This window comes from Bradyrhizobium brasilense (assembly GCF_029714345.1).
GTDB lineage: Bacteria > Pseudomonadota > Alphaproteobacteria > Rhizobiales > Xanthobacteraceae > Bradyrhizobium > Bradyrhizobium australafricanum.
Genome location: NZ_CP121669.1, coordinates 8714497 through 8735885 on the forward strand (window position 1 = coordinate 8714497; position 21389 = coordinate 8735885).

At 65.0% G+C, this 21389-nt stretch carries 19 protein-coding genes; 12 read left to right on the plus strand and 7 right to left on the minus strand.

The window, feature by feature from the left end; translation table 11 throughout:
• Nucleotides 1-20 precede the first annotated feature (20 nt).
• Entirely contained in the window at nucleotides 21-1514 is a 1494-nt protein-coding gene (locus QA635_RS40370) for a M48 family metalloprotease (protein WP_283065622.1), read from the plus strand.
• A gap of 114 nt (nucleotides 1515-1628) precedes the next feature.
• Here QA635_RS40370 and QA635_RS40375 read toward each other — a convergent pair whose 3' ends face one another.
• Nucleotides 1629-2030 carry a c-type cytochrome gene (locus QA635_RS40375; RefSeq protein WP_283065624.1) on the minus strand — a complete coding sequence of 134 codons (402 nt, stop codon included), beginning with the start codon at nucleotides 2028-2030 and terminating at the stop codon, nucleotides 1629-1631.
• Between the two features lie 192 nt (nucleotides 2031-2222).
• Between QA635_RS40375 and QA635_RS40380 the strand changes: the two genes are divergently transcribed.
• Nucleotides 2223-3032, plus strand: a complete 810-nt coding sequence (locus QA635_RS40380) for a transporter (RefSeq protein ID WP_283065626.1) — start codon at nucleotides 2223-2225, stop codon at nucleotides 3030-3032.
• A 101-nt stretch (nucleotides 3033-3133) separates the two neighbouring features.
• Here QA635_RS40380 and QA635_RS40385 read toward each other — a convergent pair whose 3' ends face one another.
• Entirely contained in the window at nucleotides 3134-4423 is a 1290-nt protein-coding gene (locus tag QA635_RS40385; protein WP_283065627.1) for an MFS transporter, read from the minus strand.
• Nucleotides 4424-4656: 233 nt separating this feature from the next.
• On the opposite strand from QA635_RS40385, the gene cyoA reads away from it, so the two are divergent.
• The 8 genes from cyoA (at nucleotide 4657) to QA635_RS40425 (ending at nucleotide 12169) form a co-directional block, all read left to right on the plus strand.
• Nucleotides 4657-5823: a ubiquinol oxidase subunit II gene (gene cyoA, locus QA635_RS40390; RefSeq protein WP_283065629.1), complete on the plus strand. Its 1167-nt coding sequence runs from the start codon at nucleotides 4657-4659 to the stop codon at nucleotides 5821-5823.
• A 10-nt stretch (nucleotides 5824-5833) separates the two neighbouring features.
• Complete coding sequence (gene cyoB, locus QA635_RS40395) at nucleotides 5834-7837, plus strand: cytochrome o ubiquinol oxidase subunit I (RefSeq protein ID WP_283065630.1); 2004 nt, start codon at nucleotides 5834-5836, stop codon at nucleotides 7835-7837.
• Entirely contained in the window at nucleotides 7834-8466 is a 633-nt protein-coding gene (gene cyoC / locus QA635_RS40400; protein WP_283065631.1) for a cytochrome o ubiquinol oxidase subunit III, read from the plus strand. The genes cyoB and cyoC overlap by 4 nt, the downstream gene beginning before the upstream one ends.
• Nucleotides 8463-8864, plus strand: a complete 402-nt coding sequence (gene cyoD / locus QA635_RS40405; protein ID WP_076824778.1) for a cytochrome o ubiquinol oxidase subunit IV — start codon at nucleotides 8463-8465, stop codon at nucleotides 8862-8864. Before cyoC ends, cyoD begins: the two co-directional genes overlap by 4 nt.
• Before the next feature lie 26 nt (nucleotides 8865-8890).
• Nucleotides 8891-9697 (plus strand): SURF1 family protein, encoded by an 807-nt coding sequence (locus QA635_RS40410; RefSeq protein WP_425249110.1) that lies wholly within the window; start codon nucleotides 8891-8893, stop codon nucleotides 9695-9697.
• Entirely contained in the window at nucleotides 9669-11054 is a 1386-nt protein-coding gene (locus QA635_RS40415; RefSeq protein WP_283065635.1) for an ATP-binding protein, read from the plus strand. Before QA635_RS40410 ends, QA635_RS40415 begins: the two co-directional genes overlap by 29 nt.
• Nucleotides 11044-11580: a response regulator transcription factor gene (locus tag QA635_RS40420; RefSeq protein WP_028336203.1), complete on the plus strand. Its 537-nt coding sequence runs from the start codon at nucleotides 11044-11046 to the stop codon at nucleotides 11578-11580. The genes QA635_RS40415 and QA635_RS40420 overlap by 11 nt, the downstream gene beginning before the upstream one ends.
• A gap of 169 nt (nucleotides 11581-11749) precedes the next feature.
• Complete coding sequence (locus tag QA635_RS40425) at nucleotides 11750-12169, plus strand: hypothetical protein (RefSeq protein WP_283065637.1); 420 nt, start codon at nucleotides 11750-11752, stop codon at nucleotides 12167-12169.
• A gap of 112 nt (nucleotides 12170-12281) precedes the next feature.
• Here the strand turns inward: QA635_RS40425 and QA635_RS40430 are convergent, their stop codons facing one another.
• The 5 genes from QA635_RS40430 to QA635_RS40450 all read right to left on the minus strand — a co-directional run bounded on the left by QA635_RS40430 (nucleotide 12282) and on the right by QA635_RS40450 (nucleotide 19452).
• The gene (locus tag QA635_RS40430; RefSeq protein ID WP_283065639.1) at nucleotides 12282-13088 is read right to left on the minus strand and encodes a CarD family transcriptional regulator; all 807 of its coding nucleotides are present in this window, start codon (nucleotides 13086-13088) and stop codon (nucleotides 12282-12284) included.
• A 411-nt stretch (nucleotides 13089-13499) separates the two neighbouring features.
• Nucleotides 13500-13838, minus strand: a complete 339-nt coding sequence (fdxA, locus tag QA635_RS40435) for a ferredoxin FdxA (protein WP_016844914.1) — start codon at nucleotides 13836-13838, stop codon at nucleotides 13500-13502.
• A gap of 136 nt (nucleotides 13839-13974) precedes the next feature.
• On the minus strand, nucleotides 13975-14259 hold the full coding sequence (locus QA635_RS40440) for an RNA-binding S4 domain-containing protein (RefSeq protein WP_283065643.1): 285 nt from the start codon (nucleotides 14257-14259) through the stop codon (nucleotides 13975-13977).
• A 30-nt stretch (nucleotides 14260-14289) separates the two neighbouring features.
• On the minus strand, nucleotides 14290-17844 hold the full coding sequence (locus tag QA635_RS40445; RefSeq protein WP_283065645.1) for a helicase-related protein: 3555 nt from the start codon (nucleotides 17842-17844) through the stop codon (nucleotides 14290-14292).
• Between the two features lie 777 nt (nucleotides 17845-18621).
• On the minus strand, nucleotides 18622-19452 hold the full coding sequence (locus tag QA635_RS40450) for a DUF3108 domain-containing protein (protein ID WP_283072100.1): 831 nt from the start codon (nucleotides 19450-19452) through the stop codon (nucleotides 18622-18624).
• Between the two features lie 354 nt (nucleotides 19453-19806).
• Between QA635_RS40450 and rpmB the strand changes: the two genes are divergently transcribed.
• Together rpmB and QA635_RS40460 are read left to right on the plus strand one after the other, a co-directional pair.
• Complete coding sequence (rpmB, locus tag QA635_RS40455) at nucleotides 19807-20115, plus strand: 50S ribosomal protein L28 (RefSeq protein WP_016843498.1); 309 nt, start codon at nucleotides 19807-19809, stop codon at nucleotides 20113-20115.
• An 864-nt stretch (nucleotides 20116-20979) separates the two neighbouring features.
• Nucleotides 20980-21207: a hypothetical protein gene (locus tag QA635_RS40460; protein ID WP_028336196.1), complete on the plus strand. Its 228-nt coding sequence runs from the start codon at nucleotides 20980-20982 to the stop codon at nucleotides 21205-21207.
• The last annotated feature ends 182 nt before the right edge of the window (nucleotides 21208-21389 follow it).

A 21389-nucleotide genomic window follows, 5' to 3' on the forward strand; every position in this document is an offset into this window, starting at 1 on the left:
ACAATTTGTGAGTTTTTGACGTGATTGAGCGCGCAGGACGGCGTGAAGAGGGGACTGGCCGCCGCCTTTTGGCTGCGCCGGCGCTCGTCTGCGCCGCCCTGACGCTGTCGGCCTGCGGCAATGTCGGCCGGTTCGAGCAGGCCGCGCCCACGGCAGCGGCGGCGCCGGTAAAGCCGAACCGCGTGGTGTCGCAGACGCCCACGAGCGAACGCGAGCATGAGCGCATCCTGTCGTCCTATGGCGGCGCCTATGACGACCCGAAGCTCGAGGCCCTGATCAGCAAGACCGTCGAGCGGCTGGTCGCCGCCTCCGAACGGCCCGACCAGGCCTACAAGGTCACGATCCTCAATTCCGGCGCGGTCAACGCCTTCGCGCTGCCGACCGGCCAGCTCTACGTCACGCGCGGCCTGATTGCGCTCGCCAGCGACACCTCCGAGCTCTCCTCGGTGCTGAGCCACGAGATGGCGCATGTGCTGGCCAAGCACGCGGCGATGCGCGAGGACCAGGCCCGCCAGGCGGCGGTGGTGACGCGCGTCGTCACCGACATGAGCACCGATCCCGATCTCACCGCGCTGGCGCTCGCCAAGACCAAACTGACGATGGCGAGCTTCTCGCGCCAGCAGGAGTTCGAGGCCGACGGCATCGGCGTCGGGATCGCCGCTCGCGCGCATTTCGATCCCTACGGCGCGGCGCGCTTCCTGACCGCGATGGAGCGCAATGCCGCGCTCAAGATCGGCAAGACCGCGCTCGATCCGCGCGCGCAGGACTTCACCTCGTCGCATCCGGCGACGCCCGAGCGCATCAACAACGCGCAGACCACCGCACGGCAATACTCATCGCCCGAGAGCAACGAGCGCGACCGCGAGACCTATCTCGCCGCGATCGACAACATCGTCTATGGCGAGGATCCCAGCGAAGGCTTCGTGCGCGGCCGCCGCTTCCTGCATCCCAAGCTCGGCTTCACCTTCACCGCACCCGATAATTTCACGCTCGACAACACCGCGCAGGCGGTGATCGGCGTGCGCGAGGGCGGCAGCCAGGCGATGCGCTTCGACGTGGTGCGGGTGCCGGCCGAACAGTCGCTCGGCGATTACCTGAATTCGGGCTGGATGGAAGGCGTCGAGAAGTCCTCGACCGAGGACCTCAACATCAACGGCTTTCCAGCGGCCTCGGCCACCGCCCATGGCGACCAGTGGCAGTTCAAGGTCTATGCGTTGCGCTTCGGCAGCGACGTCTACCGCTTCATCTTCGCCGCCAAGCAGAAGTCCACCGAGAGCGAGCGTAACGCGCGCGAGACCGTCAATTCGTTCCGCCGCCTGACGCTCGACGAAATCCAGGCCGCGCGCCCGCTGCGCATCAAGGTTATCAACGTGCAGCCCGGCGACACCGTGGAATCGCTGTCGCACCGCATGTCCGGCGTCGACCACCCGTCCGAGCGCTTCCGCGTGCTCAACGGCCTCGACGCCCATGCCCAGGTGAAGCCGCGCGACCGCGTCAAGATCGTGGTGGATTGAGACAGAAAGAAAACGTGACCCGTAGCCCGGATGAAGCGAAGCGCAATCCGGGACGTGTATCCGTGGAAGGAAAGTCCCGGATTACGCTGCGCTCCATCCGGGCTACTAGGAATACTACTTCGCCTTCTCCTTGAGGAAGGCAATGATGTCGGCGCGATCCTTCGGATCCTGAACCTCGTAGAACATCTTGGTTCCCGGAACCATCGTGTCCGGACCGGTGAGCCATTTGTCGAGATTCTCCTCGGTCCACACGATCTTCGAGTTCTTCAGCGCCGGCGAGTAGTCGTAGCCTGCGACGGAGCCGGCGAGGCGGCCGACGACACCCTTGTGCATCGGGCCGACGTCGTTCTTCTCGATCGAGTGGCAATCGCCGCAGCCCTGGTACAGCGTGGCGCCGCGCGCCGCATCTCCCGCGGCACGGGCGCTGTTCAGGGCGAGCAGAATCGCGATGGCCGCCATCGCGGCAATTTTGGCTTGCCGCGGCGCCAGCACGCCTGCGATCGAACGAATGGTCATTCCCGGGGCTCTCCTGTTTGCCACCACAACGGGAGCAGCCATGCCGCGATTCTATTCCCTGAAATGTCGCGCGCTCGCACCGCCGACGACTGACGAAGATTTTTGAGCCAACCGGGAATTTCCCCGCGCGCCGCCGATCTCTATCGAAAGCTGCCACCTCCGCAGCGGCGCCGGGCTATTGGAGCATCCCCAGTGTTTCAGAATCGGTTCGGCGCCGTCGCTCGACTTGCCGAACTCGGGTGCGTGCTTGCTGCGCTCACACTCGCAGCAGCCACCGCCGCGCGCGCGGACGGCTGTCCCAAGCCGGGCGACGAAATCGCGACCGACCGGCCCGACGTCACCAATTCGAGTATCGTCGTGCCGGTCGGGAGCTTGCAGAACGAGAACGGCATCAACCTGACCGGCCGCAGCAGTGGTCGCAGTATCGACGGCAGCAACAGCCGCTGGCGGCTCGGGATTGCGCCTTGCCTCGAAGTGCTGGTCGACCTGCCGAGCTATGTCGGCTCTGTGAAGTCGCCCGGCGTCTCGGGCTTTTCCGACGTCGCGCCGGGGATCAAATGGCAGATCAGTCCGCTGCCGGGGAAGCTCGACCTCTCGATCACGGCCGGCGTCGCGCTGCCGACGGGCGCTGCCGAGATCGCCGGGCGCGGCGCGCAGCCCTATCTCCAACTGCCATGGTCATGGGCGCTGCATGACGGCTGGGGCGTCAGCGGCATGTTCACGGAATTCTTCCGCCCTGCCGAGCTGACCGGCCGGCACATGTCGGAAGCGACCTTCGTGATCGAGAAGAAGCTGACCGAGCGGATCAGCGTGTTCACCGAATATGTCGGCGACTATCCCGACGGCACGCGGCCGACCCAGCTCATCAACTCCGGCGGCCTGTACCAGATCACGCCGACCCAGCAGGTCGACTTCCATGTGGCGTTCGGGCTCAACCGCAATTCGCCGAACTACATCGTAGGCGTGGGGTATTCGTTCCGCGTCGACGGGCTGTTTCGCTAGCCCAGGATTCGTAGCCCGGATGTAGCGCAGCGCAATCCGGGGCAGAACTATCCGCGGTAGAGTCGCCCCGGATTTCGCTTCGCTACATCCGGGCTACAGGATCAACCCTCGGCTTCGCGCAATCCGCTCAGCCACAGCGCCAGCAGCGTCCACACCGCGCCCGACAACAGGTAGGCGCCGGCCGAGATCAGGCCGAAATGCGTCGCCAGCAGCAGCGCCGCGAGCGGCGCAAAGCCGGCACCGAACAGCCAGGCTAAATCCGAGGTCAGTGCCGAGGCCGTGTAGCGATAGTTGCGCGCGAAGCTCGAGGCGATCGCGCCCGACGACTGGCCGAACGACAGGCCGAGCAGTACGAAGCCGAGCACCATGTACACCGTTTCGCCGAACGCGCCGGCATCGAGCAGCTGCGGGGCAAAGCCGCTATAGACCGCGATCGCGACCGCAGACCCGAGCAGCAGCGGCTTGCGGCCGACGCGGTCGGCGATCATGCCGGAGGCGATGATCGCGACGACGCCGACCATGGCGCCGATCATCTCGATGATCAGGAAGCGCACCGGGCTTTCCTTGGTGAACAGGAACACCCAGGACAGCGGAAACACCGTGACCATGTGGAACAGCGCAAAGCTCGCCAGCGGCGCGAAGGCGCCGAGCAGGATGTTGCGGCCCTCCTGCGCGATGGTCTCGCCGACCCGCGCCGGCTCCAGATCGCGGCTTTCGAACAGCTCGGAATATTCATCCGTCGCCACCATGCGCAGCCGCGCGAACAGCGCCACCACGTTGATCGCGAAGGCGACGAAGAACGGATAGCGCCAGCCCCAGTCGAAGAAATCATCCGCCGAGAGGTTGCCGGCGAAGAAGGCGAACAGCGCGCTCGCCACGATCAGCCCGAGCGGCGCGCCGAGCTGCGGCACCATCGCGTACCAGCCGCGGCGGTTTGCCGGCGAATTCATCGCCAGCAGCGAGGCAAGGCCGTCCCAGGCGCCGCCCCAGGCGATGCCCTGCAGCACGCGCGCGGCGGCCAACAGCCAGATCGCCGCGACGCCGATCGTGTCGTAGCCGGGCAGGAACGCGAGCGCCACCGTGGCGGTGCCGAGCAGGAACAGCGCGATGACGAGCTTGGCGCCCTTGCCGTGGCGGCGGTCGACCGCCATGAAGATCACGGTGCCGAGCGGCCGCGCGGCGAACGCCAGCGCAAAAATGCCGAAAGAATAGAGCGTGCCGGTCAGTTCATTGACGAACGGAAACACCAGCTTCGGGAACACGATGACCGAGGCGATCGCATAGACGAAGAAGTCGAAGAATTCCGACGTGCGTCCGATGATGACGCCGATGGCGATTTCGCCGGGTTTCGCCTGCCCGTGACCTGATGCGGTCGGGGTGCCGTGAGCCATTGCTGGGGCTTGTGCCATCGCCGGAGAACCGTCCTTTTCAGCATGATCCAACCGGTTTTCCGAATAGACCGTGCTCAAACAAGAAGTGAGGCCACGGGCAGATTGCCACGCGGTCCACCTCACCTTCTGACCCTCCATCCCGCAGTGCAACATTGGACAAATTGTCCAATGTGAACTTTGCTGCATCGCAGCTACCCCTTGGCGGAACTCATAAAATTCAAGTGGGGTGAGCCGTGCGCGCCTTGAAATTATTGGCCTTATTGCCGTTCGCGGCGCTCCTTGGCGGGTGCGATTTCGTCGTCCTGGCGCCTGCCGGCGACATCGCCGTCCAGCAGCGCGACCTCGTCGTCATCTCGACCGTGCTGATGCTCATCATCGTGCTTCCGGTGATGGCGCTGACCGTGTTCTTCGCCTGGCGCTACCGCCAGTCCAACACCGCGGCCCCCTATGAGCCGGAGTGGGATCACTCCACCCAGCTCGAGCTCGTGATCTGGTCGGCGCCGCTGCTGATCATCATTTGCCTCGGCGCGCTGACCTGGATGGGCACCCATCTGCTCGATCCCTACCGCTCGCTCGGCCGCATCGCCGCCGACAAGCCGATCGAGAGCAAGGACGCCCCGCTCAATGTCGAGGTGGTCGCGCTCGACTGGAAGTGGCTGTTCATCTACCCGGACTACGGCGTCGCTGCCGTCAACGAGCTCGCAGCTCCGGTCGACCGCCCGATCCGCTTCCGCATCACGGCGTCCTCCGTGATGAACTCGTTCTATATCCCCGCGCTTGCCGGCCAGATCTACGCCATGCCCGGCATGGAGACCAAGCTGCACGCGGTCGCCAACAAGGAAGGCACCTATCGCGGCTTCTCCGCCAACTACAGCGGCGCCGGCTTCTCCGGCATGCACTTCGACTTTAAGAGCCTGTCTGGCGCCGATTTCGACAAGTGGATCGCCACCGCCAAGACCAGCGCCAATATGCTCGGCCGCACCGACTATCTGCAGCTCGAGCGTCCGAGCCAGAACGATCCGGTCCGGCTCTACCGCTCGGTCGACCGCGATCTCTACAAGGCGGTCCTCAACATGTGCGTCGAGCCCGGCAAGATGTGCATGAGCGAGATGATGGCGATCGACGCCAAGGGCGGCCTGGGCCGCGAAGGCTTCAACAACACGCTGCCGCTGACCTACGACAAATACGCCCGACGCGGCGCGCCGCTCAGCTCTGAGCCGACCTTCGTCGCCGGCATCTGCTCGATGGACGAGATCAAGGACGCGCCGTCGCACGAGATCACCGCGCCGCTCGACCTGACGCCGCTGCGCGGCTTCGGGCTGAAGCGCCCGCCGTTCTCGCCCGCGCATCCCTCGTCGACATCCTTGCTGCTCGGTCAGCGTCCGAAATCAGAGTCCTGAGGAGGACCGCATGAATCCCGATCTCGTCAAGATGATCTTCGGCCGCCTCAATCTGGAGGCGCTGCCGATCCATGAGCCGATCCTGGTCGGCACGTTTGCGGTGGTGGCGACCGGCGGCCTCGCGCTGTTTGCGATCGTCACCTACTTCCGGCTCTGGACCTATCTGTGGCGCGAGTGGTTCACCACCGTGGACCACAAGCGCATCGGCATCATGTACATGATCCTCGGCATCGTGATGCTGCTGCGCGGCTTCGCGGACGCGCTGATGATGCGGCTGCAGCAGGCGATCGCCTTTGGCGGCTCCGACGGTTATCTGCCGGCCCATCACTACGACCAGATCTTCACCGCGCACGGCGTGATCATGATCTTCTTCGTGGCGATGCCGCTGGTCACCGGCCTAATGAACTATGTGGTGCCGCTGCAGATCGGCGCCCGCGACGTCTCCTTCCCGTTCCTCAACAATTTCAGCTTCTGGATGACGGTCGGCGGCGCCGTGCTGGTGATGATGTCGCTGTTCGTCGGCGAATTCGCCCGCACCGGCTGGCTCGCCTACCCGCCGCTGTCGAACATCGGCTACAGTCCCGATGTCGGCGTCGACTATTACATATGGGGACTACAGGTCGCCGGCGTCGGCACGACGCTATCGGGCATCAACCTGATCTGCACCATCGTCAAGCTGCGCGCGCCGGGCATGACGATGATGAAGATGCCGGTGTTCACCTGGACCTCGCTCTGCACCAACGTCCTGATCGTCGCCTCCTTCCCGGTACTGACGGCGGTGCTGGCGCTGCTGTCGCTCGACCGTTACGTCGGCACCAACTTCTTCACGAACGACTTCGGCGGCAACCCGATGATGTACGTGAACCTGATCTGGATCTGGGGCCACCCCGAGGTCTATATCCTGGTGCTGCCGGCGTTCGGCATCTTCTCCGAGGTGACCGCGACATTCTCCGGCAAGCGGCTGTTCGGCTACACCTCGATGGTCTACGCCACCGTCGTCATCACCATCCTGTCTTACCTGGTCTGGCTGCACCACTTCTTCACGATGGGCTCCGGCGCCAGCGTGAACTCGTTCTTCGGCATCACCACCATGATCATCTCGATCCCGACGGGCGCGAAGATGTTCAACTGGCTGTTCACGATGTATCGCGGCCGCATCCGCTTCGAGCTGCCGATGATGTGGACGGTGGCATTCATGCTGACCTTCGTGATCGGCGGCATGACCGGCGTGCTGCTGGCGGTGCCGCCGGCCGATTTCGTGCTGCATAACAGCCTGTTCCTGATCGCGCATTTCCACAACGTGATCATCGGCGGCGTGCTGTTCGGCCTGTTCGCCGGCATCAACTACTGGTTCCCGAAGGCGTTCGGCTTCAGGCTCGATCCGTTCTGGGGCAAGCTGTCGTTCTGGTTCTGGGTCTCGGGCTTCTACTTCGCCTTCATGCCGCTCTACGTGCTCGGCCTGATGGGCGTGACCCGAAGGCTCCGCGTGTTCGACGATCCCTCTTTGCAGATCTGGTTCATCATCGCGGGCTTCGGCGCGTTCCTGATCCTGCTCGGCATCGTCGCGATGCTGGTGCAGTTCGCGGTCAGCATTCTGCGCCGCGAGCAACTGAAGGACACCACCGGCGATCCCTGGAACGCGCGGACGCTGGAATGGGCGACCTCGTCGCCGCCGCCGGACTACAACTTCGCCTTCACGCCCGTGGTCTACGACAACGACGCCTGGTGGGACATGAAGCGCCGCGGCTACAGGCGCCCGCTGACCGGCTTCAAGCCGATCCACATGCCGTCCAACACCGGCACCGGCATCATCCTCGCCGGCCTCGCGACGGTAATGGGGTTCGGCCTGATCTGGTACATCTGGTGGCTCGCCGCCGTCAGCTTCATTGCGCTGCTCGCGGTCGCGATCGGCCACACCTTCAACTATCACCGCGACTTCCACATCCAGACGGATGAGGTGGTGCGGACTGAAGACGCGCGAACACGCGTGCTCGCCGCGGGAGCCCAGACATGAGCGTAGCAACAACCGTCTCCACCCAGGACTCCGAGCCGATCTTTCACGTTGTGGACGAGCACGATCATCCGGAAGGCGCCAGCACCATGCTGGGCTTCTGGATCTACCTGATGAGCGATTGCCTCATCTTCGCGATGCTGTTCGCGACCTATGGCGTGCTCGGCGGCAATTATGCCGCCGGTCCATCGCCGAAGGACTTGTTCGACCTCAAGCTGGTCGCGCTCAACACCACGATGCTGCTGCTCTCCTCGATCACCTATGGCTTCGCCATGCTGACGATGGAGAAATCGAGGATCGGCGCGACGCAAGCCTGGCTCGCCATCACCGGGCTGTTCGGCCTCGCCTTCCTCGGCATCGAGCTCACCGAGTTCGCGCATATGATCCACGAGGGCGCGACGCCCCAGCGCAGCGCCTTCCTGTCGTCATTCTTCACCCTGGTCGGCACCCACGGCCTGCACGTCACCTTCGGCCTGATCTGGCTGGTGACGCTGATGGTGCAGACCGCCCGCTTCGGCCTCACCGAAGCCAACCGGCGCCGGCTGATGTGCCTCTCGATGTTCTGGCACTTCCTCGACGTGGTCTGGATCGGCGTCTTCACCTTCGTCTATCTCCTGGGAATGCTGCGATGACAACAAAAGCTCACGCCAAAGCTCATACGCTCGAAGCCAATGCCAGCCACGGACATGGCGATCACGGCGGCGCGGCTCACGGCTCGCTGCAGAGCTATCTGATCGGCTTCGGTCTCTCCGTCGTCCTCACCGCGGTGCCGTTCTGGCTGGTGATGACCGGCGCCATCGCCGACAAGCAGGTCACCGCGCTGATCGTGCTGGTGCTCGCCGCGGTGCAGATCGTCGTGCACATGGTGTACTTCCTGCACATGAACACGCGGTCCGAGAACGGCTGGACCATGATGGCGATGATCTTCACCGTGGTCATGGTGGTGATCGCGCTGACCGGCTCGCTGTGGGTCATGCATCATCTCAACATCAACATGATGCCGCTGCACGACATGAGCCAGATGCCGTGACGATGCGGTCTGCCAGACCCTCGCTGTTGCTGCTCACGCTCGGCATGCTGGGCGTGGTGCTGCTGAGCGCGCTCGGTATCTGGCAGATCGAACGCCGGACCTGGAAGCTGGCGCTGATCGAGCGGGTCGAGCAGCGCATGCATGCCGCGCCGGTCGCGCCACCGCCCCCATCGTCATGGCCGGCGGTCACGGCCGCGAGCGATGAATACCGCCGCGTCACCCTACGCGGCACGTTCCTCAACGCCGACGAAACGCTGGTGCAGGCCGTCACGGCCGAAGGTCCCGGCTTCTGGGTACTGACCCCGCTGCAAGCCGCCGACGGAACCACCGTGCTGGTCAACCGCGGCTTTGTTCCCGCTGATAAACGCGATCCCGCGACACGGCGCGATGGCGAGCCGCAGGGCGCCGTCAGCGTCACCGGACTGCTGCGGATGTCGGAGCCGAAGGGCGGCTTCCTGCGCAGCAACGATGCTTCGACCGGCCGCTGGTATTCCCGCGACGTCGCCGCCATCGCCGCCGCGCACGGACTGTCGCATGTAGCCCCCTTCTTCATCGACGCCGATGCGACGCCAAATCCGGGCGGCGCCCCGATCGGCGGGCTCACGATCGTGCGGTTTCCGAACAACCACCTGATTTACGCGCTGACATGGTTCGCACTGGCCCTTATGCTGGCGGGCGCGCTCCTGCGCGTCATCAGCGGCAGGAGCCGCGCCGGCGCCTCCGATCCAAGGTGGGGTTCACGGCGCGCCGCCGTGCGCCGCTTGATCGGCGCAGCCCGCAATCTGTCTCGCGACACAGGCCCAGATGCTCGAGCGCACATCGGATCTGCATGACGACAAGGCCGCGACCGGCGCGGCGGTGATGCCGTCCGCCGCGGGCGCGGCTGCTGGCATGCCGTTCGATCTCGCCGCGCCCGCCGACATCGCGACCAATCGCAAGAACATGGCCCTCCTGGTCCAGCTACGCTGGATCGCCGTGATCGGCCAGATCGCCACCATCAGCTTCGTGCAGTTCTGGATGGGCGTCGCGCTGCCGCTGCTGCCCTTGGCGGCCGTAATCTCCGGGCTGGTGGCGCTCAATGTCGTCAGCCTGCTGTGGCTGCGCTACCGCGCCGACATCAACAACCGCGAGCTGCTGGTCGCGCTAGCGCTCGACGTCGCGGCGCTGACTGCCCTGCTCTATCTCAGCGGCGGCGCCACCAACCCGTTCACCTCGCTCTATCTGCTGCAGGTGACGCTTGGCGCGGTGCTGCTCGATGCGCCCTCGACCTGGTCGCTGGTGGCGCTGGTCTGCATGAACTTCGCCTGGCTGACCAGCTATTACCGGCCGCTGGAGCTGCCGCAGCAAGGCTTCGCCGATGCCTTCAACCTCTATATCGCCGGCACCTTCATTGGCCTCGTGCTCGACGCCGTGCTGCTCGTGGTGTTCATGACCCGGATCAACCGCAATCTGCGCGATCGCGACCTGCGCCTCGCGGCGCTGCGCCAGCACGCCGCCGAGCAGGATCACATCGTCCGGATCGGCCTCCTGGCCTCCGGCGCCGCGCATGAGCTCGGCACGCCGCTCGCCTCGCTCTCGGTCATCCTCGGCGACTGGCGCCGGATGCCCGCGCTCGCCTCCGACCCTGAAATGTCGCAGGACCTCGGCGAGATGGAGATCTCGGTGCAGCGCTGCAAGTCGATCGTGACGGGCATCCTGCTCTCGGCGGGCGAGGCCCGCGGCGAAGGCTCCTCGCCGACCACGGTCGCGGCGTTCCTGACGGCATTGGTGGAGGAATGGCGGACGACGCGGCCCTCGGCCACGCTGTATTTCCGCAACGCCTTCGGCGCTGATCTCGCGATCGTGTCCGACATCGCGCTCAAGCAGGCGATCTTCAACGTGCTCGACAACGCCGCCGAGGTGTCGCGCGACTGGATCGAGCTGACCGCCGAGCGCAATGCCGACACGCTGGTGCTGTCGGTGACCGATCGCGGCCCGGGCTTCTCGCGCGAGATGCTGGCGCATATCGGCAAGCCGTATCAATCGACCAAGGGCAGCCCCGGCAGCGGCCTCGGCCTGTTCCTGGTGGTCAACGTGGTGCGCAAGCTGGGCGGCGTGGTGACGGCGCGCAACCGGCCGGACATCGGCGCCGCGGTCAGGCTCGAGCTGCCGCTCTCGACGCTCGCGATCGGAGACCATCTTGACGGATGAACGCCAGCTCCTGATCGTCGAGGACGATGCGGGTTTCGCCCGCACGCTGAAGCGCTCGTTTGAGCGCCGCGGCTATGATGTGGCGGTGTCGGCCTCGCTCGACGAGGTCCGCCAGCTGCTCGAGCAGCAATCGCCCGGCTATGCGGTCGTCGACCTGAAGCTCGCCGGCGGTGCATCGGGCCTTGCCTGCGTCGAGGCGTTGCACGCGCATGACCCTGAGATGCTGATCGTCGTGCTGACCGGCTTTGCCAGCATCGCGACCGCGGTCGAGGCGATCAAGCTCGGCGCTTGCCACTATCTGGCCAAGCCGTCGAACACCGATGACATCGAGGCCGCGTTCCAGAAGGCCGCCGGCAACGCCGCCATTGAGGTCGGCGCGCGGCCGACCTCGATCAAGACGCTGGAATGGGAGCGCATCCACCAGACCCTGATGGAGACCGACTTCAACATCTCCGAAGCCGCCCGCCGACTCGGCATGCATCGCCGGACATTGGCGCGCAAGCTGGAGAAGCAACGGGTGAAGTAGCACAGGCTAGCGTAGCCCGGATCGAGCTGCGTAGCCCGGATGGAGCGAAGCGCAATCCGGGATCGAACCATCCGCGGTCAAAGTGCCCCCGGATTTCGCTGCGCTTCATCCGGGCTACGGATCCGCGACGCCGTTGCCGTTCGCTTCGCCGCGGATGTATAGCAGCGGCATGAGCAGTGCCGACAACCTCTTCCAGCCCAGCACGGATGACGCCGACGACGCGGCCACGATCGCGGCGGCGATCCGCTGCATCGACGAATTCACCGACCACTTCAACGCCCGCGATCTCGCCGGCATGGATGCGCTGCTGCACTTCCCGCACGTCATCCTCTCCGGCGAGCAGCTCGTAATCTGGGACGGCCCGGGTCAGCTGCCAGCGTCGTTCTTCGAGGATCTGGCGCGCACCACGGGATGGGCAAGGAGCACCTATCAGCGCAAGGAGGCGGTGCTGGTCAGTCCGCGCAAGGTGCACCTGCTGGTCGAATACAGCCGCGACCGCGCCGACGGATCGATTGCCAGCCGTCACCGCAATCTGTGGATCGTGACGTCCGAGAACCACCGCTGGGGCATCAAGCAGCGCTCGTATTGAGCACACGGCGCGGCAGCAATGGCAGCGTCGCCAGCAGAAGCTGCCCGCTCGGCGCCAAAGCAAAAAGCCCGGTCTTGCGACCGGGCTTTTGTTTTCAATCCGTCGAACCCTTTCAGGCGGCTTCGTCCTCGACGGCGGTATCGTCGCCATCGGTATCGGCATCCTCGCCGTCGGCATCACCCTCGCCTTCACCCTCGGCTTCTGCCTTGGCGCCGCGGCGCGGGCTCTTGGCGAGCTGGCCTTCGATCTCCTTGATCGCCTCGGTCTCGGTCGAGTGCTGCACGACCGCGATCTCGCGCGACAGGCGGTCGAGCGCCGCTTCATAGAGCTGGCGTTCGCTATAGGACTGCTCGGGCTGCGATTCCGAACGATAGAGGTCGCGGACCACCTCGGCGATCGCGACGATGTCGCCCGAGTTGATCTTCGCTTCGTATTCCTGGGCGCGGCGCGACCACATGGTGCGCTTGACGCGGGCGCGGCCCTTCAGCGTCTCCAGCGCCTTCTTGACCAGCGCCGGCTCCGACAGCTTGCGCATGCCGACATTGGCGACCTTCGCCGTCGGGACGCGCAGCGTCATCTTGTCCTTCATGAAATTGATCACGAACAGCTCGAGCTTGGCGCCCGCGATCTCCTGCTCCTCGATCGCCAGGATCTGGCCGACGCCGTGAGCGGGATAGACCACGAATTCATTGGCCTTGAAGCCCTGACGCTGCGTCACGACCTTCTTCGGCTCCTCGACGCGCGGCGCGGCGGCCGGCTTGGCGGCAGCCTTCGGAGCAGCGGCGGGGACGGCAGCCTTCGGGGCGGCCGGCTTCGGCGCAGCAGCCGTCTTGGTCGCGGCAGGCTTGGGGGCGACCTTGGCAGCAACGGGCTTCGCAGCTGCCGCTTTCGCGGCAGTCTTGGCAGTCTTTTCTGGCATCACGCTTCTTTTGTTCTTTGAGGACTTTGCAGCCGCCGCCTTCTTGGCCCCCTTCACGGACGCCTTGGCACGGCCCTTGGTTGCGCTGCGAGCAACGACAGCGGCTTTTTTCGTCGTCTTTGAAGCACTCTTTTTACGCGTTTTCTGTGACACAGCCTGCGCGCGGAAACTGCCACGCCCCTGTTCGAGTTTGCGGGAACCTCGAAGCCACAAGGTACGCATGGCAGGGGGTTCTTGGCCTGTAATGTGTCAGATATAGCACATTTTCCGCAAAAATCAATGGTTTACGCCCGATTCCGGGCATAACAGGGGCCGTTCAGGTCATATGTCCGTCATTAGGGTTAAATCGGCGGCCGAACGGAGGGCCGCGGCGGAGCAGAGCCCGACCTTACCACAGTATTCTCTGGCGAATCAGTCGCCGCTGCCGGGATTCGGAGAAAAATATTTCTCGAACTTGCCTTCCTTGCCTTCCCACTCCTTGGCGTCTTCCGGCGAGTCCTTCTTCTGGGTGATGTTCGGCCAGCTCTTGGCGTAGTCGCGGTTGACCTCGAGCCACTTTTCCAAGCCCGGCTCGGTGTCCGGCTTGATGGCGTCCGCCGGGCATTCCGGCTCGCACACGCCGCAATCGATGCATTCGTCGGGATGGATGACCAGCATGTTCTCGCCCTCGTAGAAGCAATCGACGGGGCAGACCTCGACGCAGTCGGTATATTTGCACTTGATGCAGGCTTCAGTGACGACGTAGGTCATCCAAAACTCCGGAACGATCGATTTTTCTGGGGTTGCGTAGCGCAGGAATACCGGGGCCGCAAGGGAAGCGGCCCTCGAAAAACGCCAGTATTCTCACGCTCCTGCCACCCAAATTGAGATAGCAAGCGCTAGATAACTACTCCCTACCGGCCTGCAAATTGCCGGCCTGCAAATCCTCGTACAGCACCCGCGCCGAGCTGGCATCGCCGCGCCGCTCGGCAAAGCCGATCACCTTGAGCACGCGGACGCTGTTGTCGAGCGCGACGGTGACGACGTCGCCCGCCTTCACCGCATGGCCCGGCGATTTCTCGCGCGCGCCGTTGATCCGGACATGCCCCGATACGACGAGTTCAGCGGCACTGGTGCGGGCCTTCACCAGGCGCGCATGCCACAGCCATTTGTCGAGGCGCTGTCGATCCAAACTAGACCAAGCGTTAAACCAAGGGTTGGACTATTCCTTCCGGCCGGCGAGCTGCTCTTTCAGGGCAGCGAGCTTGGCGAATGGCGAATTCGGATCGATCGGCCGGTCGCGCTCGCGCGGCGCGCTCGAGGCGTAGGGCCGATGCGACGGGCCGCCCTCGCGCTTGTCGCGGCCGCCCTTGCCGAAATCGCGGCCGCCGCGATCACGATCGCCGCGCTCGCCCTTGCGGTCGCCGCCGAACTTGTTGTCGCGGCGACGCTCATTGTCGCGATCGCGACCCTTGCCTTCGAAGCGCTCGCGACGCTGGCCCTTGTCGTCCCTGTTGTCGCGGGCCTGCGCGCCCTCGGCGGGCGCCGCAGCCGGATCCGCGGGCGCGCCTGGACGCGGCGCGCGGAAATCCTGATGACGGCGCGGACGGCGATGCTGTTCGCGCTTGCTGTCGCCCTCGCCGCCGCCTTCAGCGGCCTGCGCGCCCTCGGCGGGCTTGCCCTGGTGACGGCCGCGGTTGCGATCGTGGCCGCGATGATGCGGACGGCGCTCGTCGGAGCGGCCACCGGGACGCCAGACTTCGACCAGTTGCGGCTCGGCCGGCGTCTCCGCGGCGGCGACAGCGGCTTCAGCCGGTGCTGCCTCAGCACTCGCGGTCTCCGCGGGGGCCTCGGTGGCGGTCTCGGAGGGTGTCTCTGCAGTGGCTTCCACGGCAGGCGCGGGCTCGGATACCGCTTCCGAAGCGGGCGCCTCAGCAGCGGGCTCTTCGGCGACAGCGGCGGGCTCCGCGGCAACTTCTGCCACGGGTTCGGGCTTGGTCTCGACGACGACCGGCGTCGCCTCGCTGGACACCACCTCGGCAAAGCCCACATCGGGCAGCAGCGCGGCCGACGGTGCGGGATCGCCGGACACCGGCTGATCCGTGGCAGCCTCCGGCGCTTCGGCCACAACCTCGGCGGTGGCACCGACCGGCGCATCCACGGCGGCGTCAGAGGTCGCCTCGACCGGCAGCGTCTCGGCGGCGACCGTCTCGGTGGTCTCGGCTACGGCCTCCGTGGCCTCGGCTACGGCCTCCGTGGTCTCGGCGACGGCCTCCGTGGTCTCGGCCGGCGCGACCTCGACGGGCTTCGGCGGCAGCGGCGGACGGCGGTCCATGCGGTAGCCGAGCGCGCGCAGGATCGAGGCAAAATCCTCGCCCGCGGAGCCGGTCAGCGAGGTCATCGCCTGCGTCACGACAAAGCCGCGGCCGTCGAACGCACCCGCAGGCTTCTCGCCCGGCGAGGTCTCGCGCCAGGCCAAAGCGGGGCGGATCAGGTCGGCGAGCCGCTCCAGGATGTCGACGCGCACCGCGCGCTCGCCGCACTGGCGATAGCCGAGCACGCGATAGGCATCGCGCGGCAACGCCTTGTCGACCGGGAACGACGTGCGGCCGCTGGAGGCGAGGTGCTGCACATTCGACAATGCCGCCATATCGGCATTGCTCTGCTTCTCGGCCCACAGCAGCGAGGCCAGCGAGCGCGCCGCGGGCTTCAAGAGCTGCGGGAAATAGATGTGGTAGGCGCCGAACCGCACGCCGTATTTGCGCAGGGCCGCGCGCGAGGGCTGGTCGAGATCCTTCATCTCGGCCGCGATCTTCGCGCGTTCGAGCACGCCGAGCGCCTCGACCAGCTGGAAGGCGATGCCGCGGGCGATGCCCTGCAGATCCTCGGCCTTGGACAGTTCGAACAGCGGCCCGAGCAGCTTTTCGATATGCGTCTTGAGCCAGAGATCGAGCCGGGTCTGCACCGCTTCCCGCGAGGCGCCGGTCAGCCGCTCGTCGGAGATGATGCGCAGCCGCGGATGCAGCGCGTCCTCGGCGGCCACCAGCTTGGCAACCGCATCGCCGGTCCAGCGGATGGTGCCGTCGGAGGTCAGCACGAACTGCTCGTCGGGGGCTGCGCCCAGCTTCTCGGCGCGCGCATCGATCTCGCGCGCCAGCACCTGCTGGGCGGCGGCTTGCAGCGCCTTGGCGTCGCTGCCGGCCTCGGCCGCATCAGGTGCGAAGGTGAAACCATCGAGCCGGCCGATCACGTGGCCTTCCACGATCACTTCACCGGTCTTGCCAATTTCCGTATTCAAAACTGAGTTCTCCCGCAGGCGGCGCATCAATACACTGGTCCGCCTGTCAACGAAACGCTCCGTGAGCCGTTCATGCAGCGCATCGGATAATTTATTTTCGAGCTCGCGCGTGATCCCCTGCCAGTGGTCCGGGTCGTAGAGCCAGTCCGGCCGGTTGGCAACAAAGGTCCAGGTCCTGATCTGCGCGATCCGGCCCGATAGCGTGTCGATATCGCCGTCGGTCCGGTTGGCCTGGTCGACCTGGGCGGCAAACCATGCGTCAGGGATACGCCCCTTTTGCATCAGGAAGCCATACAGCGTGGTCACGAGTTCGGCATGGGCGGCCGGCGACAGCTTCCGGTAGTCTGGAACCTGGCAGGCCTCCCACAGACGCTCCACCGCGGCCGCCCCATGCGCGAGATTGCGCACCTCGGCGTCGCGCGCGACATGCTCGAGCACGCGCAGGTCCTCGGCCACCGGGGCCCGCGTCAGTGCCTCATGATTGGGCGATAGCGCCAGCGACACCTGCAACGCGCCGAGCGAGGCGAAGTCCAACTTCGCGTTGCGCCATTGCAGCACCTTGACGGCATCGAAGGTGTGGTTCTGCAGCGCGTTGACGAGCTCCGGCTCGAACGGCGCGCAGCGGCCGGTGGTGCCGAAGGTGCCGTTGCGCGTCGCGCGGCCGGCGCGGCCGGCTATCTGCGCGAATTCGGCCGGCGTCAGGCGGCGGAACTGGTAGCCGTCATACTTGCGGTCGGAAGCGAAGGCGACATGATCGACGTCGAGATTAAGCCCCATGCCGACCGCATCGGTGGCGACGAGGTAATCGACGTCGCCGTTCTGGAACATCGCGACCTGCGCATTGCGCGTGCGTGGCGAGAGCGAGCCCAGCACCACGGCCGCGCCGCCATGCTGGCGGCGGATCAATTCGGCGATCGCGTAGACTTCGTCGGCGGAGAACGCGACGATTGCCGTTCTGCGCGGCTGCCGCGTGATCTTGCGGTCGCCGGCGAATTCGAGTTGCGACAGGCGCGGCCGCGTGATGATCGAGGCACCCGGCAACAGCCGCTCGATCATCGGCCGCATCGTCGCCGCACCCAGCAGCAGCGTCTCGTCGCGGCCGCGGCGGTTGAGGATGCGATCGGTGAACACATGCCCGCGCTCGAGATCGGCCGCGATCTGGATCTCGTCGACCGCGAGAAACGATACATCGAGATCGCGCGGCATCGCCTCGACGGTCGAGACCCAGAAGCGCGGCGCCTTCGGCTTGATCTTCTCCTCGCCCGTGACCAGCGCGACGTTGTCGACGCCGGCGCGGTCCGCGATCTTGTTGTAGACCTCGCGCGCCAAGAGCCGCAGCGGCAGCCCGATCAAGCCGGACGAATGCGCCAGCATGCGCTCGATGGCCAGATGCGTCTTGCCGGTGTTGGTCGGCCCGAGCACCGCGGTGACGCCTGCACCGGGCACGCGGTCATTTCCGAACGAAGTTGAGAAAGCCATATTTTGCAGGTGTTTCTTGAATTTGTTGGGGCGCTCTCTGATCCGTCATCCCAGGTACAACGGCGAATTCGCCGTTGTACCTGCGAGGAGCGCGTCAGCGCGTCTCGAAGGATGCACGGCCGAGATCGACCCGTTTGCGGCGATCTTGATGAGACAGCAGGGCCGTCGCCCTTCGAGACGGCCGCTGCGCGGCCTCCTCAGGGTGACGGTGAGGGATTGACGCTCTGGTCTTCACTCCTTCACGCGTCCTTTCACAAAATCTGTCTCACAATGCGACGCTTTCCGCGCCTACCTTAAGCTCTGGAACGAGTCTAGAACGAATCGCGGCCGAATCGCTGACTCGATTTGGGACCTGAAACGTTCACCGCAACATCTCGGGTAGGCTGACGGCGGCGGCACTAGATCAAGTTTGAGAGGGCTCCACAAGCACAGGATATGCGGACTGAATTCCTTAAGTTCCAGGGGCGTCCGAGTCGAATCAGAAGCGGACAAGAGTCAACTGGATTCCGGTGGCGTTCGTTGCATTCCGCGCGCCGCATAGCGCCTCCGAAGTAACCTCTCCCCTTGTGGGAGAGGTTGGCGCCGCAGGCGCCGGGTGAGGGGTCTGTCTCCGCGGAGCGAACCCCTCATCCCTCCTTCTCCCACAAGGGGAGAAGGTGAAGAACCGCCCTACTCGTCATGCCCGGGCTTGACCCGGGCATCCATCAACCAAGAAAGACCTCTCGAAACGGATGGATTGCCGGGTCAAGCCCGGCAATGACGAGGTTGCGTTGTCTGTTACTGCGTCTTCGCCACGCGCGGCGGCGCGGCTGTGGTGACGAACGAGGTGGCTTCCAGCATGGCCTGGCCGAGCGGGGTCGGGATCGTCATGCGGAACGGCACCAGAAAGCGGGTGCCGGCGATCGGCACGAAGGCGATCTCGATGTTGCGCTGGGCGGCGAGATATTTGATCACCGGGCGATCCGGGATGTAGCCCGAGATCGGCACGAAATAGAGCGCACAGACCAGCGCCGGGCCGTGATAGCCGCGCTCGGCCTTGACGATCTCGACCCGCTTGAAATCGAGCTTGAGGTCGTAGCGCATGCGGCCGTCGAAGATGCCGGCGCCGCTGCGGCAAATATCCGGGCTCATCAGTTCGGCATTGCCGGGCGCGCGCAAGAACGAGCCGGTCATCGGATCGAACACGTTCTTCTTCTGCGCATCCGTCACCGGCAGACGGTCGGGATCCACCGGCGGCTCCGGCTCGATCGCGGATTCCTTGATACCGCCATTGGCGAGCACCATCCGGATCGTCTCCGACTTCTTCGAGGTGGTGGTGGTCGCGGTGTAGGAGGAGGCCGCCAGCGCCCCGTTGACGACGCGGCCCTGCGAGGCGCCCGCGCCGGAGCCGCCGGAAAACGCCTTCAAGAGGCCCGCGGTGCCGCCCTGGGCCGAGGCCGAGAAGGTATCGTCGCCGATTTCGATGGTCCAGCTGCCCTTGCCGACCGGGATACCGGCCAGGGTCGCCTCATACTGGGCGTCGAGCCGCCCCTGCGCGCTGGCGCGCTCGGCGCAGAACAGCAGCAATGCGCCCGCGCACAGGCCAAGCAGCCGGCCGAGCGGGGGCAAAATGGCAATGGCGGTGGTCACTTAACCTACCTGACGGTCCTGCTATCGGCGCTCTATCCGTTGTCCATTTCGGCGTTCAATTCGGCCGGACAACAAGGCGCATCTTGTATGGAACCTAGACTTGCAGCCGAATACGCCCTTTATATGGTTGCCATATCCGCCGTTAAGTGGCTGGAAGACCTTATGAACCGGCAATTCCGGTGCCCCGCATGCGGCGATATAATCTTGACGCTCGGGTATTCTCCCCCTATACACCCGCGGTTCCTGGAAAATGGACGCGAATTCAAAACCCCCGCGCGGGCCGTGTGATTGCACGCCCTTCGAGCGGCGGGGATGCAATAAGGATTTTGTAAGATGTCCCGGCGCTGCGAACTGACGGCCAAGGGCCCCCAGACGGGCCACAAGGTGAGCCACTCGAACATCAAGACCAAGCGGCGCTTCCTGCCGAACCTGGCCAACATCACCTTCATCTCCGAAGCGCTCGGCCGCAACGTGCGCCTGCGCGTCTCGACCAATGCGCTGAAGAGCGTCGACCACAATGGCGGCCTCGACGCCTACCTGCTCAAGGCCAAGGCCGACGTGCTCTCGCCCCGCGCCCTCGAACTGAAGCGCGCGATCGAGAAGAAGGTCGGCAAGCCCGCGCCGGTGAAGAAGGCGAGCTGAGCGAAGCCGCACACGCGGAATTCGCGGAGAGAGTTTTGAACGGCCGGGTCGGATGACCCGGCCGTTTTTGTTTTGGCCAACAAACTGGCTACCGAGATGGTCGCTCTGGTTGCATGCGTCGCACATTCATGCGTGAACGCTGGACCAATTTCGGAAAGCGACACGCGGGCTCTCGCGTCAAGCGACGCGTCAGTGCATTTCATCGACTTGGTATCAAAGCAATAGAATTGAAATGAGACCGCGATCGAGGCGCGATGGCGAAGTGGAATCTTCTTTGCGCAATGACGAACAAAGTAAAATCATCCATTGCTCTGCGTAAGGAGAGATGGATTGCTTCGTCGCTTCGCCAAGGCCTCCACCTTTGCTAAAGCGTCGCAATGACGGCGCCACCACGGTTGCGACAGTTCGCTGACAGCTGCTGCCAATGACAGCGGTGTCATCTCTTCCATCACGCGCACATCACACGAATCTTCTGCCTGATCGATCGAGAGCGCGTGAAGAAACGCTTAACGCGCGCGCCCCGACCCACAAAGAAAGCCTATAAATAAAGGCAAAAGCGGCTTCTCGCGTGGGCTTGTCGCGCCGCAGCCTTGGCGAAGGCGGACGTTAATCACAACCTCACGCGATCGATCACGAGCGCATGAGGCGCATGCAAAACGCCACGATCTCTTCCAACTATTAGTGTGCAAACAAGCCGTCCGACACGAATGCGATTCGACGCGGTACGCCGCATCGTCTCGAAGACCGTGAGGGACATCACGGCCAGCACAACTGATTGTGAGGCATGTGCGCCGCACTCTTGGGAAGAAGCCTGGCCGTTCCTATGTCACGTCCAAAGAACGACCCCGATAAAGGAATTGCTCGATGCAAGTTCGCGCAGCCGATCCGCGCGGAAGACTGGTGCCTGCGATTGCAACCGCCGCCGTGGCGGTGCTCGCCACGGCCGCCCTCGTCATCCTCGAATTCAACCCGCCCCGCAATGTGCAGGCCGCGGCCGAGCCCGGTATGATCACCTCCGCCGCCGCCAGCAGAGCCGGCGCCACCGTGCTGCCGACCGATCCGGTCACGACCGGCAGCGTGCGGGTGCGCTAAAAGTTATTCCCTCGCCCGCTCTTGCGGGGAGAGGGTTAGGGTGAGGGGCTTCTCTCCACACGTTAGGTCGCCGTTAGACCTGTACCCCCTCACCCGGATCGCATTGCGCTACGCTACATGCGATCCGACCTCTCCCCGCAAGCGGGGCGAGGTTAAGGAAGCGGCATTCCGCTCCACGGCAG